The sequence below is a fragment of the Streptomyces sp. GS7 genome (assembly GCF_009834125.1).
GTDB lineage: Bacteria > Actinomycetota > Actinomycetes > Streptomycetales > Streptomycetaceae > Streptomyces.
The window spans coordinates 7,427,384-7,443,928 of record NZ_CP047146.1; the positions used below are offsets into that span (position 1 = coordinate 7,427,384).

Annotated in this window: 14 protein-coding genes, 1 pseudogene and 2 riboswitches; of the genes and pseudogenes, 4 read left to right on the forward strand and 11 right to left on the reverse strand. The window is 71.1% G+C overall.

Annotated elements, in window-relative coordinates:
• Positions 1–78: 78 nt before the first annotated feature.
• The 8 genes and pseudogenes from GR130_RS32190 to GR130_RS41700 all read right to left on the reverse strand — a co-directional run.
• Positions 79–1,233, reverse strand: coding sequence for an ABC transporter ATP-binding protein (locus GR130_RS32190; protein ID WP_159507962.1), 1,155 nt, complete (start codon positions 1,231–1,233; stop codon positions 79–81).
• Entirely contained in the window at positions 1,230–2,351 is a 1,122-nt protein-coding gene (locus tag GR130_RS32195; RefSeq protein ID WP_201305058.1) for an ABC transporter ATP-binding protein, read from the reverse strand. Before GR130_RS32195 ends, GR130_RS32190 begins: the two co-directional genes overlap by 4 nt.
• A complete protein-coding gene (locus GR130_RS32200; RefSeq protein ID WP_159507964.1) occupies positions 2,348–3,358 on the reverse strand; it encodes an ABC transporter permease in 1,011 nt (336 codons plus the stop codon). The genes GR130_RS32195 and GR130_RS32200 overlap by 4 nt, the downstream gene beginning before the upstream one ends.
• Before the next feature lie 78 nt (positions 3,359–3,436).
• Positions 3,437–5,185, reverse strand: a complete 1,749-nt coding sequence (locus GR130_RS32205; RefSeq protein ID WP_159507965.1) for an ABC transporter substrate-binding protein — start codon at positions 5,183–5,185, stop codon at positions 3,437–3,439.
• A gap of 78 nt (positions 5,186–5,263) precedes the next feature.
• Entirely contained in the window at positions 5,264–6,262 is a 999-nt protein-coding gene (locus GR130_RS32210; protein WP_159507966.1) for an ABC transporter permease, read from the reverse strand.
• A 436-nt stretch (positions 6,263–6,698) separates the two neighbouring features.
• On the reverse strand, positions 6,699–7,490 hold the full coding sequence (locus tag GR130_RS32215) for an enhanced serine sensitivity protein SseB C-terminal domain-containing protein (protein WP_159507967.1): 792 nt from the start codon (positions 7,488–7,490) through the stop codon (positions 6,699–6,701).
• A 62-nt stretch (positions 7,491–7,552) separates the two neighbouring features.
• The gene (locus GR130_RS32220; protein WP_159510345.1) at positions 7,553–8,395 is read right to left on the reverse strand and encodes an enhanced serine sensitivity protein SseB; all 843 of its coding nucleotides are present in this window, start codon (positions 8,393–8,395) and stop codon (positions 7,553–7,555) included.
• Positions 8,396–8,683: 288 nt separating this feature from the next.
• Positions 8,684–9,301, reverse strand: a pseudogene (locus GR130_RS41700) (AAA family ATPase); the annotation flags it as partial.
• A 278-nt stretch (positions 9,302–9,579) separates the two neighbouring features.
• Positions 9,580–9,675: riboswitch (glycine riboswitch) on the forward strand.
• Positions 9,676–9,793, forward strand: a riboswitch (glycine riboswitch).
• Positions 9,794–9,826: 33 nt separating this feature from the next.
• Between GR130_RS41700 and gcvT the strand changes: the two are divergent.
• The 4 genes from gcvT to GR130_RS32245 all read left to right on the forward strand — a co-directional run bounded on the left by gcvT (position 9,827) and on the right by GR130_RS32245 (position 14,426).
• Positions 9,827–10,954, forward strand: a complete 1,128-nt coding sequence (gene gcvT / locus GR130_RS32230) for a glycine cleavage system aminomethyltransferase GcvT (RefSeq protein WP_159507968.1) — start codon at positions 9,827–9,829, stop codon at positions 10,952–10,954.
• A 145-nt stretch (positions 10,955–11,099) separates the two neighbouring features.
• Entirely contained in the window at positions 11,100–11,477 is a 378-nt protein-coding gene (gene gcvH / locus GR130_RS32235; protein WP_159507969.1) for a glycine cleavage system protein GcvH, read from the forward strand.
• Positions 11,478–11,528: 51 nt separating this feature from the next.
• The gene (glyA, locus tag GR130_RS32240) at positions 11,529–12,788 is read left to right on the forward strand and encodes a serine hydroxymethyltransferase (protein ID WP_159507970.1); all 1,260 of its coding nucleotides are present in this window, start codon (positions 11,529–11,531) and stop codon (positions 12,786–12,788) included.
• Positions 12,789–13,043: 255 nt separating this feature from the next.
• Positions 13,044–14,426 carry an L-serine ammonia-lyase gene (locus tag GR130_RS32245; protein ID WP_159507971.1) on the forward strand — a complete coding sequence of 461 codons (1,383 nt, stop codon included), beginning with the start codon at positions 13,044–13,046 and terminating at the stop codon, positions 14,424–14,426.
• Between the two features lie 176 nt (positions 14,427–14,602).
• Here GR130_RS32245 and GR130_RS32250 read toward each other — a convergent pair whose 3' ends face one another.
• The 3 genes from GR130_RS32250 to GR130_RS32260 all read right to left on the reverse strand — a co-directional run bounded on the left by GR130_RS32250 (position 14,603) and on the right by GR130_RS32260 (position 16,447).
• Positions 14,603–14,899, reverse strand: coding sequence for a hypothetical protein (locus tag GR130_RS32250; RefSeq protein ID WP_159507972.1), 297 nt, complete (start codon positions 14,897–14,899; stop codon positions 14,603–14,605).
• Between the two features lie 148 nt (positions 14,900–15,047).
• Positions 15,048–15,794: a phosphatase PAP2 family protein gene (locus tag GR130_RS32255; protein WP_236573743.1), complete on the reverse strand. Its 747-nt coding sequence runs from the start codon at positions 15,792–15,794 to the stop codon at positions 15,048–15,050.
• Positions 15,791–16,447, reverse strand: a complete 657-nt coding sequence (locus GR130_RS32260) for a phosphatase PAP2 family protein (RefSeq protein WP_159507973.1) — start codon at positions 16,445–16,447, stop codon at positions 15,791–15,793. Before GR130_RS32260 ends, GR130_RS32255 begins: the two co-directional genes overlap by 4 nt.
• Positions 16,448–16,545 lie beyond the last annotated feature (98 nt).

The following is a 16,545-nucleotide window of genomic DNA, read 5'->3' on the forward strand; positions in this document are numbered from 1 at the left end:
GGATACGATTAGAACAACCGTGCCAACTCTGCACTCTCCCGCCGTACTTCACCAGCGACTTTGCCAAGTCGTCAGTAGTTACTGATCTGTTGCTACATTACCGGCCGAACTTTCGGCCACCGTGGCCGAGTTGGGACCTTCACCATCGGGATGGTGGCAGGCCACCCGGTGCCCGGTGCGCAGCTCGACCAGCGGCGGCTCGGTGGTGGCGCACTCCTCCGTCGCCTTCCAGCAGCGGGTGCGGAACCGGCAGCCGGAGGGCGGGTCGATCGGCGAGGGGACGTCGCCCTTCAGCAGGATCCGGTCGCGTTCGGTGCGCCGCCGGGGGTCGGGCACCGGGACCGCGGACAGCAGCGCCTTGGTGTACGGGTGCCGCGGCGACGCGTACAGGGACGCGCGGTCGGCGAGTTCGACGATCTTGCCGAGGTACATCACCGCGATCCGGTCCGAGACGTGCCGGATGACGGAGAGGTCGTGGGCGATGATGACGTAGGTCAGGCCCAGCTCCTCCTGGAGGTCGTCCATGAGGTTGACGACCTGGGCCTGGATGGAGACGTCCAGGGCCGAGACCGGCTCGTCGGCGACCACCAGCTTCGGCTTGAGGGCCAGCGCCCGGGCGATCCCGATGCGCTGCCGCTGACCGCCGGAGAACTCGTGCGGATAGCGGTTGTAGTGCTCCGGGCTCAGGCCCACCAGCTCCAGCAGCCGCTGCACCTCCTTCTTCACCCCGCCCTCGGGCTCGACGCCCTGGAGGCGGAAGGGGGTGGAGACGATGCCGCCGATGGTGTGCCGCGGGTTCAGCGAGCCGTACGGGTCCTGGAAGATCATCTGGACGTCGCGGCGCAGCGGCCGGAGCCGGCCCGAGGACAGATGGGTGATGTCCCGGCCCGCGAACTCGATGGTGCCGCCGGTCGGTTCGTCGAGCCGGGTGATCAGCCGGCCCATCGTCGACTTGCCGCAGCCGGACTCGCCGACGACCCCCAGCGTCTCCCCCGGCAGCACGTCGAAGTCGATGCCGTCGACCGCCTGGACGGCGCCGACCCTGCGCTTGAGGAGCCCCTTGGTGATCGGGAAGTGCCGCACCAGGCCGCGCACCCTCAGCAGCGGCCCGTCCTGGGTCGGGTTCCCGGTCGCCTCGGTCGTCTGTGTGGCTCTGGTCGCCGGGGTGGTCCGCGTCGTCTCGGTCGTCGGAGTGGTCTCGGTCGTCGGAGTGGTCTCGCTCGTCTCGGTCACAGCTTCGGCGCAATCTCTTCGGTCCAGATACGCTCCCGCTCCTCCTGCGCCATGTGGCACGCGGAGAAGTGCCGGCCGGCGACCTGCCGCAGTTCGGGGCGCACCGTGCGGGTGGCGTTGTCCGCGGGGACGTCCGCGTACGGGCAACGGGGGTTGAAGGCACAGCCGGACGGCACGTTGATCAGGCTGGGCGGCGAGCCCTTGACGGGGATCAGCCGGTCCGTCTGGTCGCGGTCGATCCGCGGCATGGAGCCGAGCAGGCCCCAGGTGTAGGGGTGCTGCGGGGTCGAGAAGACCTTCTCCGACGGGCCCCGCTCCACGCACCGGCCGCCGTACATCACCAGCAGGTCGTCGGCGAGTTCGGCCACTACGCCCAGGTCGTGGGTGATGAGGACGACCGCCGAGCCGAACTCCTTCTGGAGGTCGCGGATCAGGTCGAGGATCTGCGCCTGGACGGTGACGTCCAGGGCGGTGGTCGGCTCGTCGGCGATCAGCAGCTCGGGGTTGTTGACCAGCGCCATGGCGATCATGGCGCGCTGGCGCATCCCGCCGGAGAACTGGTGCGGATGGTCGTCGACGCGCTTGTCCGGCTGCGGGATGCCGACCCGGTCGAGCATCTCGACGGCCCGCCTGCGCGCGGTCTTCCGGTCGACGTCGTGGTGGACGCGGTACGCCTCCACGATCTGGTTGCCGACCGTGTAGAAGGGGTGCAGCGCGGACAGCGGGTCCTGGAAGATCATCGCCATCTCGCGGCCCCGCAGCCGACGCACCTCGTCGGGGTCGGCGGAGACCAGCTCCCTGCCGCCCAGCCAGATCTCGCCGGACATCCGGACCGTGCCGCGCTGCCGCCGGGAGGCGCGGTGCAGCCCCATGACGGCGAGCGAGGTCACCGACTTGCCGGAGCCGGACTCGCCGACGATGCCGAGCGTCCTGCCCTTCTCCAGGCTGAAGGTCAGGCCGTCGACGGACTTCACGAGACCGTCGTCGGTGGGGAAGTGCACCTTCAGATCGCGGACTTCGAGGAAGGCGGTGGGCCCGGCGGGCCCTGTCTCCCCGGCCTTCCCGGCTTCCCCGGTCTCTTCGGCCGTCCCGGTCGTGTTCTCGGAAGCGTCGGTCACGTGAGCCTCACCCGCGGGTCGACGGCGGCGTACAGAACGTCCACCACCAGGTTGCATATGACGATGAAGAACGCGGCGAGCAGGGTGACGCCGAGGATGTTCGGCAGGTCGTTGGCGTTGATCGAGTCGACCGCGAAGGCGCCGACTCCCTTGAGCGAGAAGACCTGTTCGGTGATCAGGGCACCGCCCAGCAGCAGACCCAGGTCCATGCCGAAGACGGTGATGATCGGGGTGAGCGCGGCCCGGAGCCCGTGCCGCAGGACCACCTTGCGCTCCCGCAGGCCCTTGGCGCGGGCGGTGCGGATGTAGTCCTCGCTCAGCGTCTCCAGCATGCCCGCCCGGGTGAGCCGGGCGTAGAGCGCGGAGTAGAGGAAGGCCAGGGTGACCCATGGCAGGACCAGCGTCCGGGCCCACAGGAACGGGTCCTGGAGCAGCGGTACGTAGTCGCTGCGCTCGAAGATCGGCCACTGGTAGGTGAACAGGGCCAGCGCCAGCGCGCCGGTGAAGAACATCGGGAGCGAGACGCCGGCCAGCGCCACGCCCATCGCCATCCGGTCGAAGACCGAGCCGGGGCGGAGCGCGGAGAGCACTCCGGTGGCGACGCCGGAGACCAGCCACAGCACCGCGGCGCCGGCGGCCAGCGACACCGTCACCGGGAGCCGGGACTGGATTTCCGGCCAGACCTCGATATGCGTCTTGAAGGAGTAACCGAAGCACGGCACATGGCACTTGGCCGCGTCCGGTCCGAATTTGTAGTCGACGCCGACGAAGATGCCCTTGAGGAATTCCCAGTACTGCTCGTACACCGGCTTGTCCAGCCCGAGGTTCTTCTTCACCGCGGCGATGTCCGCGGTGGTGGGGGCCTTTCCGATGTACTGCTGGGCGAGCTGGTCGGTGCTCTGCCCGGCCAGTTTCGGCAGCAGGAAGAAGATGCCGAAAGTGACCGCGCTGACGATCAGCAGCAGGATCACTGCGCTGATCAACCTGCGGATGATGTACGAGAACACGGGGATGCGGCGCCGGTGCCGCGGGCCGGGCGCGACCGGCCCGCGGACACCAATGCCTTCACCTGCCTTCCAGGGCTGCTACTTCTTGACGCCGATGTTGAGGTAGTCGTACTCACCGCTGAAGGCCGAGGTGGACATCATGTTGGTGGCCTTGGGCGAGCGGTACATCAGGACCTTGAAGTAGGTCAGCGGGACGATCGCCGCCTGCTCCATCGCCTTTTTGTCGATATCGGCGTACGCCTTCTCGCGGGCGCCCTTGTCGGTGTTGGCGATGGCGCTGTTGAGCAGGTTGTTGATCTCCGGATCGTCCAGCTCGGACAGGTTGGAGTTGCCGGACTGGCTGATCGCCTTGCCGTTGAGGATCTGCTGGAGGTAGCCGTAGCCGGTCGGGAAGTCGGCGCCCCACTGCATCATGATCAGGCCCACGTTGTTGGACTTGTTGAACGCCGGGACACCGGCGTAGTCCGAGAAGTACTTGCTGGTCGGGTACGACTGGATCCTGGCGTTGATGCCGATCTTCTTCAGCGAGCCGATGACCGAGGTGGCCGCGTCGACCTCGTCCTGGCGGTCGTTGCGGGCCAGGATCGTGGTGTTGACGTTGCCCGCACCGCACTTGGCCCAGTGCTTCTTGGCCTCGGTCAGGTCCAGGTTGTCGCCGCTGTACTTCTGCGGGTACAGGTCGTACTTCTGGTAGCCGGCGATGTCCGTCGGCAGGACCGTGGAGGCGATCTCACCGCGGATCGGACCGCCGAGCGCGGTCTGCACCGCCTTCTTGTCGATGGCGTACTCGACGGCCTTGCGGCACTCGACGTTGTCGAACGGCGCGACCTTGGTGTTGAGCGCCGTGTAGACGAGGCGCTGGCCGAGCGCGTTGTCGGTGTCGGCCTTCAGCTTCGGGTCGGTCAGGAGCTGGGCCTGGGTCTGGCCGTCGACGCCGCGGCCGGCCATGTCGACCAGGGTGTTGCCGGACTGGAGGTCCTTGTCGATGGTCGACTGGGCGACCTTCAGGTTGAGCACGATCTTGTCCGGCAGCTGCTTGCGCAGCGGGTCGGTCTGCGCCGACCAGTTCGGGTTGCGGACCAGGGTGAGCTGCTTGCCCTCCTGGTAGTTCTCGAACTTGTAGGAGCCGGAGGAGACCACGCTCTTGGTGTAGTCCGCGCCCTTGTCCTTGGCCTGCGGGACCGGGGCGGTCTGCGGGGCGCTCACCAGGTAGTCGAACTCGGCGAACGGCTGCTTGAGGTGGAAGACGATGGTCTGCGGGTCAGGGGTCTCGATGGACTTGAGCCCCTCCTTGGACTTGTCCTTGTACGGCCCCTTGTAACCGCCGTCGTTGTCCACGAGGAACTGCTGGAAGTAGTTCGGGCCCAGCGAGAGGACGTCGCGCGCGAAGTTGCTGCGCTCCACGGCGTACTTCACGTCCTGGGAGGTGACCGTCGTGCCGTCGTCGTACTTGACGCCCTTGCGGATCTTGTACGTCCAGGTCTTGCCGCCGTCGCTGGGCTTGCCCATCGACTCGGCGAGGTCCGGGGCCAGCTCCTCGCCCTTGGTGCCGGGGCCCGGCTTGAAGGTGGTGAGCGGGCGGGCGTAGAGGCGGCTGAAGTTGTAGACGAAGGCGTAGTAGGTGTTGCCCGGGTCGAAGGACTCGGGGGCGTCGCTCATCGCGTAGGTGACCGTGCCCCCCTTCTCGTCCGAGGCGTTGACGACGCTCTTGGTGGCGGCGTTGGCCTCGGCCGAGCCGGCCGAGGAACCCTTTCCGCTGCAGCCGGCCAGCAAAAGGCCCGCACTGGTGAGGGCCGCGACAGCAGCGACCGGAACTGACCTTCGCATAGTGGTCGGTATCCCCTTCGTTCGTCGTGAAACATCCTTACGAAACGGCGGTGGTGCAGATCGGGCGCCCGGCGGCCGTCAGCGGCCGCGCGGGTCGAGTGCGTCCCTCAGCCCGTCACCGAGCAGGTTGAAGGCGAGCACGGTGACGAAGATGGCGAGGCCGGGGACGATCATGTACTGGGGGTCGACCTCGTAGTACTTGACCGCCTGGGTGAGCGTGCCGCCCCAGGAGGACTGGGGTGGCTGGATGCCGACACCCAGGAAGCTCAGCGCCGCCTCGAAGAGGATGTTGGAGGGGATCAGCAGCGTCGAGTAGACGATGATCGGCCCCACGAGGTTGGGCAGCAGTTCCCGGAAGAGGATGAACGGCCCGCGCGCGCCCAGGCCGCGGGCGGCCGAGACGAATTCCCGTTCGCGCAGCGACAGCGTCTGCGCGCGCACGATCCGGCCCATGTACGGCCAGTTGAAGAAGCCGATCACGAAGATCAGCACCGAGATGTGCAGCGGCAGCCCCTGCAGGCCGAACGCACCGCCCTGGAGCGAGGCGGAGATCGCGATGGCGAACAGCAGCAGCGGGAAGGCGAGGAAGACGTCCATCATGCGGCTGATGAGCGCGTCCACCCGGCCCCGGTAGAAGCCGGCGACGACGCCGAGCACGCTGCCGAGGGCGACCGACAGCAGCGTCGCGCCGAACGCCACCAGCAGCGACACCCAGGAGCCCTCCAGGATCCGGGCGAGCAGATCGCGGCCGAACTTGGGGTCCACCCCGAGCAGGTGGTCGCCGCTCATCCCTCCGAAGTCCCCTTTGGGGAGCGTGGTGTTGGGGTCGATCAGGTCCGGATGCGGCAGGTTCGGGTCGAGTCCGAAAAGCGCCTGGAGGGGGCGGGAGAGCGCGGCGACCAGGACGAGCAGGACGACGACGACGGCACCGGCCACGGCGACCTTGTCGCGGCGGAAGCGCAGCCAGGCGATCTGGCCGAGCGAGCGCCCCTCGATCCGCTTGCTCTCCACGCCCTCCAGCACCGCTTCCGGCTGCGCCTGCGCAGCCGCCCCGGTGGTCTCGATCGGTGTGGTCACGGTGCCCTTGACCCCTCTCGGCCGGCGGTGGCCGGCCGGTGCCCGCCGCGGTAGCGGCCCGGTTTCCCATCACTGACGCTTCCCCTGCCGCCAACTCGTCATGGCGTCAGGGGCGTTCACTCAACGGAAGATCAGAGGTGGTGCGGTAGATCAGAGGTGCTGCCTTGCCGTGCAGAAGTGCCGCTCGCACAAAGGACCGAGGCCCTGTGCGGCCGGAGTCTTCATCCGACCGGCGATCACTCACCAGCCCCCGCGGGGAATGGATGCACAACTGTGATCTGGCCCACGACCTTCCGTTATACGAACAACGGTGCGGGCTGACCGGACCGAAAGGAGGCCCGAAGGGGGTTCCGACAGGGGTCCAACTTCCGTACGGACAGGGGGAATTCAAGCCAAGTACGGCAGCCCGCGGCGGCGCCGGGAAGGCCCGCCGGCGTCAGTAGGAACGCGGGTATCCGTAACCGTAGGTCGGTCCGGGAGCGGGCGGCTGCGCATAGCCGTCGCGGTCGAAGAAGGGGCGCGCGCAGGCCCGCATCCACATGCCGACCGGGTCGAACTCGTCGTTCATCGCGACGGTCGAAACGGGCAGACCGTCCGGAACGGCACCCATCGACTGCTGGATCATCAACCGCACCGAATCCACCGACAGCTGGCCGGTGTCGTACAGATCCAGCCCGATCGCCAGATACGGGGCACCGAGGGCGGGTTGCACCCAGGCCCGGCGCAACGACCGCACGGCGGGCGTCCGGTGGGCGTTCTGGGCGAGCAGGGCGTAGAACTGCGGGATGTCGACGGCCGGTTCGGAGATCCGCAGCGGACCGGCGGGCAGCCGGTCGAGGCCGCCGGCGATCCGCCGCAGATCGAGCCAGGGCACGCCGACGCCGCCGCCGGGCGCGTGCGGGTTCAGCCACAGCCCCCAGCGGTCGGGGAAGAGGGAGGCGGCGATCTCCGTGCCGGTGACCAGCTCGTGGTCGCGGTTCCAGCCGGAGGCGGCGAGTTCGGCGGCGGAGGTCACGCAGGGGGCGTAGCCCAGCCCGTCGACCTCCATGTTCCCGTACTGGGCGTCGGGCATCCCGGCGCGGCCGTGCCAGAGGAGCATCCAGACCTGGCTCTGGGCGAGCGCGTGCAACAGCGCCTCGTAGGCGTCGTAGCGGCCGGGCGAGACCTGTCGCAGCATCTGCTCGACCTGGCCGGCCGCCGCGGCTCCCTGATGCGCACCCGCGCTCACGTGGTCCCGTCCCTTCTGTCAGCAGGGCACGTGAGGGTGCGCCCGCCCGTCATCCAACCAGCTTACGAGTGGTCCCGTGCGTAGAAGGGCCGCACGCGCTCCAGCATCCAGTCGGCGACCGGATCCCCCTGGGCGATGTCGAGCAGGACGAGCTGGACGGGCCAGGGCACCGGCACCGCACCGAGCGCACGTCCCAGGGCCGCCAGCGCCTCCTCGCGGGCGCTGCCGTCGTGCAGCCGCTCGGCGGGCACGTCGAGTTGCACGCCGACGAACAGCGCGGGCGTGTCGCCCTCGACACTTGCCAGGGCGCGCCGGGCAGTCACGACAATTCCGGCACCGGAGAACTCCAGTCCGGCCGCGGCGAGGAAGTCCACCGGCTCGTCCTGCCAGTCCGGTTCGAAGAGCCGCACCCGGGCGCCGCTCGGCAGACCGCCGGCCTGCTCCGCACGCCCGGCCCGGCACAGTTCGGCCACCGCGGGCGGCGGCAGCGGGACCCCGACCGTGCCGTCGGGGTTGACCGCGATGCCCACCAGCGGCGGCAGCCCGCGGGCGAACTCCCGGGCGGGCGCGACGGTGAAGCCCATATGCGCCCCGACGACCTTCATGAACTCCTGCTCGGAACTGAAGACCGGGACGTACGCGGCCCCGCCGATCTCCACGGTCGGCACATCGAGGCCGGCCGCCCCGAAGCCCGCACTGTCCGGGCCACCGCCCTTGGGCAGCGGCACCCACACCCGGCTGCGGCCCAGCACCTCGACGATCCGGCCGCCCGCCTCCGGATGCCCGACCGATGCGGCCAGCACCTCTTCGAGTTCGTTCGCCGGCCAGGCCAGCTGCGGAATCCCCTGGTCCGGGAAGTCCCCCGGAGCCGGAAAGTTCCCCGGATAGTTCTCCGGATAGTCCATGTCACCCACCCATTGCCGACCGCGCGCTTTCTGGCCAACGACACTAGCGGGAGGTCCGGCAACGACCGCAGCCGGAGCCGCACACAGGAGCGAGGGCGGCGGCCGTACGCGCACCGGCCGCCCCCGTCGGTCGAAGCCGACCGCCTCCAGCGTGCCGGCCGCCCGGCGGTCGAGCAGTACCGCGGAACGGAAGCCCGCCGGGAGCCGGTCCGCCTCCGCGCCGCCCACCAGCCGCCGTACCGCCTTGCGGTGGCGGGCGAAGGCGTACCGGGACACCCCGCGCCCGCGGGTCCGCCGGCCGCTCGGCGCCACCTCCGGCGGCACGTCGAGCAGCACCAGGTGCAGCCCCCGGCTGCCGCGCCGGGCCGTCCGCGAGATCCAGCGGCGCATCCACACCAGCGTCCCGCAGTCGTGCACCACCACGCTGCCGCCGGAGCGCAGCGCCCGGCGCAGTGCGAGGTAGTGCGCCGCGCGGACCAGCGGGCGGTACAGGCCGTACGGCACCCGGTGCAGCCGGCCGCGTTCCCAGCGCTCCCGGGCGTCCTGGGAGTCGATGCGGTGGACCGCGGCGCCGCGCGCGTCCAGCCGCGGCACCAGGCGCCGCATCAGGGTGCTCTTGCCGCTGCCCGGCAGGCCGGAGACCACGACCAGATCCCCGGGCGGGAAACGGAGTTCGGCGGTGCGGCGGACCGGGCGGGCGCCCCGGAGGTCGGTGGTCCGGGGGCGGCGACCGGACTGCGGGACGGACGGCGGGCGGCGCCGGGTCCGGGGCGGGAGCTGGAGCCGGGCTGCGTCCACCGGGGCCGAGGGCGCACTGCCCGAAGTGGCCGCGTGTGCCGCTCCCCTGTGCACCGTGAACACCCCTCCCGGTCCGGTTCCGGCTCCGGTTCGGGACCGGAGCCGCACCCGCAGAGTGTCAAGAAAAGGTAATGCCCATCAAGGCGATTGCCCGATCCGACGAGGTGGCGGGCGCCGGGCTGACGGCGCACCGGGCCGCCGCCCGACGGCCGCCGCCGGAGGCGCCGCGCACCCGGCGGGTTCCGGAACCGCGCGGGCGGCCCGGCGGAGCCGACCGGAACGGGGCGACGACCAGGGCTCCTTTATCCGGCGATCCCGTGTAATGATGTGGCCGCCACGGGCACACCTCTGGTCACTCGTGCGCTGCCAACTCCATACCGGCCGCTTGAACCCGCGCGGGAGAGTCCCCGGCCACCACGGCGGGGCGCCGAAGGAGCAAGTCCTCCCTTGAATCTCTCAGGCCCCTATACCGCGCGGGCGAGGCAGATCTGAAAAGCGAGCCAGTGCCCGGTTGCAGGCGCGGCTCCACCCAAGGTGCAAACCGGGTCCGTTCGCGGGATCCCGGTGAACCTCTCAGGTTCCGATGACAGATGGGGAGACCGTCTTGTCACCCATGCCTGGGAGCCCGGAACGATGACTGAAGCCCCCCGCCGCACCGCGTTGGATGCCACCCATCGCGCGCTCGGCGCGACCATGACCGACTTCGCCGGCTGGGACATGCCGCTGCGCTACAGCAGCGAGCGCGACGAGCATGTCGCGGTCCGCACCCGCGCCGGCCTCTTCGACCTCTCCCACATGGGCGAGATCACCGTCAGCGGCCCGCGGGCCGCCGACCTCCTCGACTACGCGCTGGTCGGCAACATCGGCGGCGTCGCCACCGGACGTGCCCGCTACACCATGATCTGCGCGCCCGACGGCGGCATCCTCGACGACCTGATCGTCTACCGGCTCGCCGACCAGGAGTACATGGTCGTCGCCAACGCCTCCAACGCCCAGGTGGTGCTGGACGCGCTGACCGAGCGGGCCGGCGGCTTCGACGCCGCGATCCGCGACGACCGCGACGCCTACGCGCTGATCGCGGTGCAGGGCCCGGAGTCCCCCGGCATCCTCAAGGGGCTCACCGACGCCGACCTGGACGGGCTCAAGTACTACGCGGGCCTGCCCGGCAAGGTCGCCGGCGTGGACGCGCTGATCGCCCGTACCGGTTACACCGGCGAGGACGGCTTCGAGCTGTTCGTCCGGCCGGCGGACGCGGTCGCCCTGTGGGAGGCGCTGACCGAGGCCGGCGCCTCGGTGGGCCTGGTCCCCTGCGGACTGTCCTGCCGCGACACGCTGCGCCTGGAGGCCGGTATGCCGCTGTACGGGCACGAGCTGACCTCCGCCACCACGCCGTTCGACGCCGGTCTGGGCCGGGTGGTGAAGTTCGAGAAGACCACCAACGGCGGGGACTTCGTGGGCCGCGCCGCGCTGGCGACGGCGGCCGAGCGCGCCGAGACCGCACCGCCGCGCAAGCTGGTCGGCCTGATCGCCGAGGGCCGCCGGGTGCCGCGCGCCGGATACCCGGTCGTCGCGGCCGACGGCACGGTCATCGGCGAGGTCACCTCCGGGGCGCCCTCCCCCACCCTCGGCAGGCCGATCGCCATCGCGTACGTCGACGCGGCCTACGCCACGCCGGGCACCGAGGGTGTCCGGGTGGACATCCGTGGCAGCCATGAGCCGTACGAGGTCGTCGCGCTGCCCTTCTACAAGCGGCAGAAGTAGCGGTCGGCCGCGCCGCAGTAACGGTTCACCGGCCGCGGAAGCGGCAGCGGCGCACCGCCGCGCCTCTCCCGGCACGACCCTCCCCCGGCCTCGCCAGGGGCGACCCCCGTCACCACCACACCCTCGCGTACAGGAGAATCGAACCATGGACAACCCCCAGCAGCTGCGCTACAGCAAGGAGCACGAGTGGCTGTCGGACGCCGAGGGCGGCGTCTCGACGGTCGGCATCACCGAGCACGCGGCGAACGCGCTCGGCGACGTCGTCTTCGTGCAGCTCCCGGAGGTCGGCGCCACGGTCACCGCGGGCGAGTCCTGCGGTGAGCTGGAGTCGACCAAGTCGGTCAGCGACCTCTACTCCCCCGTCGACGGCGAGATCACGGAGGTCAACGAGGACGTCGCCGCCGACCCCTCGCTGGTGAACTCCGCCCCGTTCGAGGGCGGTTGGCTGTTCAAGGTGAAGGTCAGCGGCGAGCCGGAAGACCTGCTCACGGCCGACGAGTACACCGCCTTCGCCGCCGGCTGAGCCCGCCCCTGCCGGAGCTTCGCACCCCTCCCGATCCTCCAGGAAGATCTCATGTCGCTTCTCAACAGCTCCCTCCATGAGCTCGACCCCGACGTCGCCGCCGCCGTCGACGCCGAGCTGCACCGCCAGCAGTCCACCCTCGAAATGATCGCCTCGGAGAACTTCGCTCCGGTCGCCGTCATGGAGGCCCAGGGCTCCGTCCTCACCAACAAGTACGCCGAGGGCTACCCCGGCCGCCGCTACTACGGCGGCTGCGAGCACGTCGACGTCGTCGAGCAGATCGCCATCGACCGGATCAAGGCCCTCTTCGGTGCCGAGGCCGCCAACGTCCAGCCGCACTCCGGCGCACAGGCCAACGCCGCCGCCATGTTCGCGCTGATCAAGCCGGGCGACACCATCCTGGGCCTCAACCTCGCCCACGGTGGACACCTCACCCACGGCATGAAGATCAACTTCAGCGGCAAGCTCTACAACGTCGTCCCCTACCACGTCGACGAGAAGACCAACCTCGTGGACATGGACGAGGTCGAGCGCCTCGCCAAGGAGCACCGCCCCAAGCTCATCGTCGCCGGCTGGTCCGCCTACCCGCGCCAGCTCGACTTCGCCGCCTTCCGCCGCATCGCGGACGAGGTCGGCGCCTACCTCATGGTCGACATGGCCCACTTCGCCGGCCTCGTCGCCGCGGGCCTGCACCCGTCCCCGGTCCCGTATGCCCATGTCGTGACGACCACCACCCACAAGACCCTCGGCGGCCCCCGCGGCGGCGTCATCCTCTCCACCGCCGAACTCGCCAAGAAGATCAACTCCGCGGTCTTCCCCGGCCAGCAGGGCGGCCCCCTGGAGCACGTCATCGCTGCCAAGGCCGTCTCCTTCAAGGTGGCCGCCTCCGAGGAGTTCAAGGAGCGCCAGCAGCGCACCCTCGAAGGCGCCAAGATCCTCGCCGAGCGCCTCGTCCAGGACGACGTCAAGGAGTACGGCGTCTCGGTCCTGTCCGGCGGCACCGACGTCCATCTCGTCCTGGTCGACCTGCGCGACTCCGAGCTCGACGGTCAGCAGGCGGAGGACCGCCTCCACGAGGTCGGCATCACCGTCAACCGCAACGCCATCCCGAACGACCCCCGCCCGCCGATGGTCACCTCCGGCCTGCGCATCGGCACCCCCGCGCTGGCCACCCGCGGCTTCCAGGCCGACGACTTCCGCGAGGTCGCCGACATCATCGCGGAAGCCCTCAAGCCCACCTACGACCGCGACGCCCTCAAGGCCCGGGTCACGGCGCTCGCCGAGAAGTACCCCCTCTACCCGTCCCTGTGACGCGTCTCATGGCGTGAGCACCGGCCCGTTCGCGGGCCGGGACGTGGCGGGCGGCGAGCCCGGGGCCGGCCACCGGCCCCGGGCTCGCGCCCTGCTGCCCGGATTCCTCCGTTGTTCCCGCCGACATCCGCCCGACGCCCACCGTCCGGCGGCAGCACCACCCGAGCGGGTTACGCTCGACAGTCGGGACGGAAACACCCCTCCTGCCCGACTTGCTCCACCATCCATCACGAGCAGACAAAGGAGTCCGCCCCCGTGGCCATCTCCGTCTTCGACCTCTTCTCCATCGGCATCGGCCCCTCCAGCTCGCACACCGTGGGCCCCATGCGCGCCGCCCGGATGTTCGCCGGCCGGCTCAAGAAGGACGGTCTGCTCGCCCAGACGGTCTCCGTACGCGCCGAGCTCTTCGGCTCCCTCGGTGCCACCGGCCACGGCCACGGCACCCCCAAGGCCGTCCTCCTCGGCCTCGAAGGCCACTCGCCCCGCTCCGTCGACGTGGAAACCGCCGACGACGAGGTCGCACGCATCCGCACCACCGGCCGCCTGCGCCTCCTCGGCGCCGAGATAGGCACCGCCCACGAGATCGCCTTCGACGAGTCCACCCAGCTCGTCCTGCACCGCCGCCGCTCGCTGCCGTACCACGCCAACGGCATGACGCTGTTCGCCTACGACGGCGCCGGCGCACCCCTGCTGGAGAAGACCTACTACTCGGTCGGCGGCGGCTTCGTCGTCGACGAGGACGCGGTGGGCCAGGACCGCATCAAGCTCGACGACACCGTCCTGACGCACCCCTTCCGCACCGGCGACGAGCTGCTCCGCCTCTCCTCGCAGACCGGCCTGTCGATCTCCGCCCTGATGCTGGAGAACGAGAAGGCGTGGCGGACGGAGGAGGAGATCCGCACCGGCCTGCTGGAGATCTGGCGGGTCATGCAGGGCTGCGTCGAGCGCGGGATGTCCCGTGAGGGCATCCTGCCGGGTGGTCTGAAGGTCCGCCGCCGGGCCGCCAACGCCGCCCGCGCCCTGCGCGCCGAAGGCGATGCCGCCGCCCGCGCCATGGAATGGGTCACCCTCTACGCCATGGCCGTCAACGAGGAGAACGCCGCCGGCGGCCGCGTCGTCACCGCCCCCACCAACGGCGCGGCCGGCATCATCCCCGCCGTCCTGCACTACTACACCAACTTCGTCCCCGGAGCCGACGAGGAAGGCGTCGTCCGCTTCCTGCTCGCCGCCGGCGCCATCGGCATGCTCTTCAAGGAGAACGCCTCCATCTCCGGCGCCGAGGTCGGCTGCCAGGGCGAGGTCGGCTCCGCCTGCTCCATGGCCGCCGGCGGCCTCGCCGAAGTCCTCGGCGGCACTCCCGAACAGGTCGAGAACGCCGCCGAGATCGGCATGGAACACAACCTCGGCCTCACCTGCGACCCCGTCGGCGGCCTCGTCCAGATCCCCTGCATCGAACGCAACGGCATGGCCGCCGTGAAGGCCGTAACCGCCGCCCGCATGGCCCTGCGCGGCGACGGCCGCCACCACGTCTCCCTCGACAAGGTCATCAAGACCATGAAGGAGACCGGCGCCGACATGAGCGTCAAGTACAAGGAGACGGCCCGGGGCGGGCTGGCGGTGAACATCATCGAGTGCTGACCCGGCCGTTCCGGGGCCGGCCGCTCGGTCGACGGACTGACGACCTCGCCGCGGCCCCGGCGGTCGGCACCGTCCCGCACGGAGCGGGGCAACCGGCCTTCCGGGGCGAGGAGTTCGCCCGGGCGGCGGGGCGCCGGCCGGCGTCCGGGGGCGTCCGGCCGGCTGCACGGGCCGGGCTATCTGCCGATCTCCCAGGCGAAGGGCGGGAGTTCGCGGGCCCGGGAGTAGATGTCCAGGGCCTGTGCGGACGGGACGAACGGGTGGACGCGGGCGCCGTCCAGGCCGGCCAGGAGGCGGGCGCAGTGGTGGACGCAGCCGGCGACCTCTCTGCCGTCGCGGGCGACGATGGTGGCGGCGTCGCGCGGGCCCTCGCACGGGGTCGGGTCGGCGACCGCGGCGGCGGCGCAGCGGCCGCGGGGATCGCCCCAGGCGGCCGGACGGCCGGCCGTCGGGACGTCAAGCGAATGATCCATTGCTGTCCCCCCTGTCACGCGGTGGTGCACGGTGAATCGGCTCAGGTGCCGGTGAGCGCTCCCCGGTCGCCGGTACCCAGGACAGTGGTGCTCGGCGTGCCGGGCGTCCATGCGGCCTTGGCGAAGACCTGGGCCGTTCGTCAGCGATTCATGGACAAGCGGAGGGGGGAGCTTCCGGCGCGCCCCGGGCCCGGCGGGCGCCGACCAGCGGTTCCAGGAGGAGCGCGGCGGCGAGCAGGGCGGTGGCCAGGAGCCAGCCGGCCAGGACGTCGCCGGCCCAGTGGACGCCGAGGTAGACGCGGGTGAGGCCGACGCCGGCGGCCCAGAGGGCGAGCAGGGCGCACCAGAGGCGGCCGGCGCGGGGGCGGGTGCGGTGCAGCACGCCCCAGGCGAGGATGCCGGCGGCCAGTACGGAGGTGGTGGAGTGGCCGGAGGGGAAGGAGTAGCCGGTTGCCCCGGCGGCCCAGTCGGCGACCGGCGGGCGGGGGCGGGCGAGCAGTTCCATCAGGCCGTAGCGGATCGCCTGGCCGGCGGCCAGCACGACCACCGCCCACGTCACCGCGCGGCGCCGGCCGCGCCAGGTGCGGCCGGCCAGCAGTCCGGCGAGGACCGCCATCAGGTACGGGACGACGCCGGTGCCGGTCGTCGTCAGGGCGCGGGCCAGGGAGCGCAGCGGCTCCCCGCGGTGGGCCGTGCTCCAGTGGAGGGCGGCCAGTTCGGGGGCGAGCGGGGCTCCGTCGCGTACGGCCATGACGGTGGCCGCGGCGGCGAAGAGGGCCGCGGCCGCCGCCGCGACGGCGAGCGGGCGGGCCGGTGCCGGTCCGGGGCGCGGTGCGCGCTCCGGACCGGGGCCCGGCCGGGGCCCCGGTGCCGGGTCCGCCCCCGGCGTCGTCACCTGGCGGACACCAGGGGGCGCAGCGAGGTGTCGCGGAGCCGTTCGACGAGCGGGGCGGCGCGCCGGGCGAGCGGCATGAGCACCGCGGCGACCAGGGCGCCGACGATCAGTCCGACAAGGACGTCGTGCGGGTAGTGGGCACCGACCCAGACGCGCGAGGCGCCCATCAGGAGGGCTGCCGGGACGGCGATCCAGCCGAGCCGGCGGTCCAGGAGGATCAGGGCCACCGCGGCGGAGGCGGCGATGGCCGAGTGGTTGCTGGGGAAGGACCAGTCACCCAGCGGGGGGCACGCCTCGACGGTGACGGTGTGGATGGTCTGGCAGGGGCGCTGTTCGTGGAAGAACGCCTTGACCACGTCGTTGGCCACGTAGGCGAGGACCACGATCACGGGGACGGCCAGTGCCCTCGCCATGGCGACGGGGGCGGTGTGCCGCATCTCACCGGGGTCGAGCCGGCGGCGGGAGCTGCCGCCGAGCCGCTGGCGGGCCCGCCACCAGCCGACGAGCATCAGGACCGCGAAGATCCCGAGGCCGAAGTCGGTCCAGACGGAGACCAGGACGTTCAGGAAGTGCGGCATCTCCTGGGCGAAGCCGGTCACAGAGGTGTACAGGCCGCCGTCGATCGAGGCTCCGCCGAAGGCGAGGTCGGTCACTGGGGTTTCTCCTTGGCGGGTCGCTACGTGGTGCGTGGGCTGGGGACGGGACGGCCTTCGGGAAGCCGGGGCCGGCCGCGTGCTTCAGCAAGTGTGCC

Excerpts from the sequence above, each read along its gene's own strand:
- GR130_RS32205 (WP_159507965.1), bottom strand. The coding sequence starts at position 5,185 with ATGCGAAGGTCAGTTCCGGTCGCTGCTGTCGCGGCCCTCACCAGTGCG.
- GR130_RS32220 (WP_159510345.1), bottom strand. The coding sequence starts at position 8,395 with ATGGACTATCCGGAGAACTATCCGGGGAACTTTCCGGCTCCGGGGGAC.
- gcvT (WP_159507968.1), top strand. The coding sequence starts at position 9,827 with ATGACTGAAGCCCCCCGCCGCACCGCGTTGGATGCCACCCATCGCGCG.
- gcvH (WP_159507969.1), top strand. The coding sequence starts at position 11,100 with ATGGACAACCCCCAGCAGCTGCGCTACAGCAAGGAGCACGAGTGGCTG.
- glyA (WP_159507970.1), top strand. The coding sequence starts at position 11,529 with ATGTCGCTTCTCAACAGCTCCCTCCATGAGCTCGACCCCGACGTCGCC.
- GR130_RS32250 (WP_159507972.1), bottom strand. The coding sequence starts at position 14,899 with ATGGATCATTCGCTTGACGTCCCGACGGCCGGCCGTCCGGCCGCCTGG.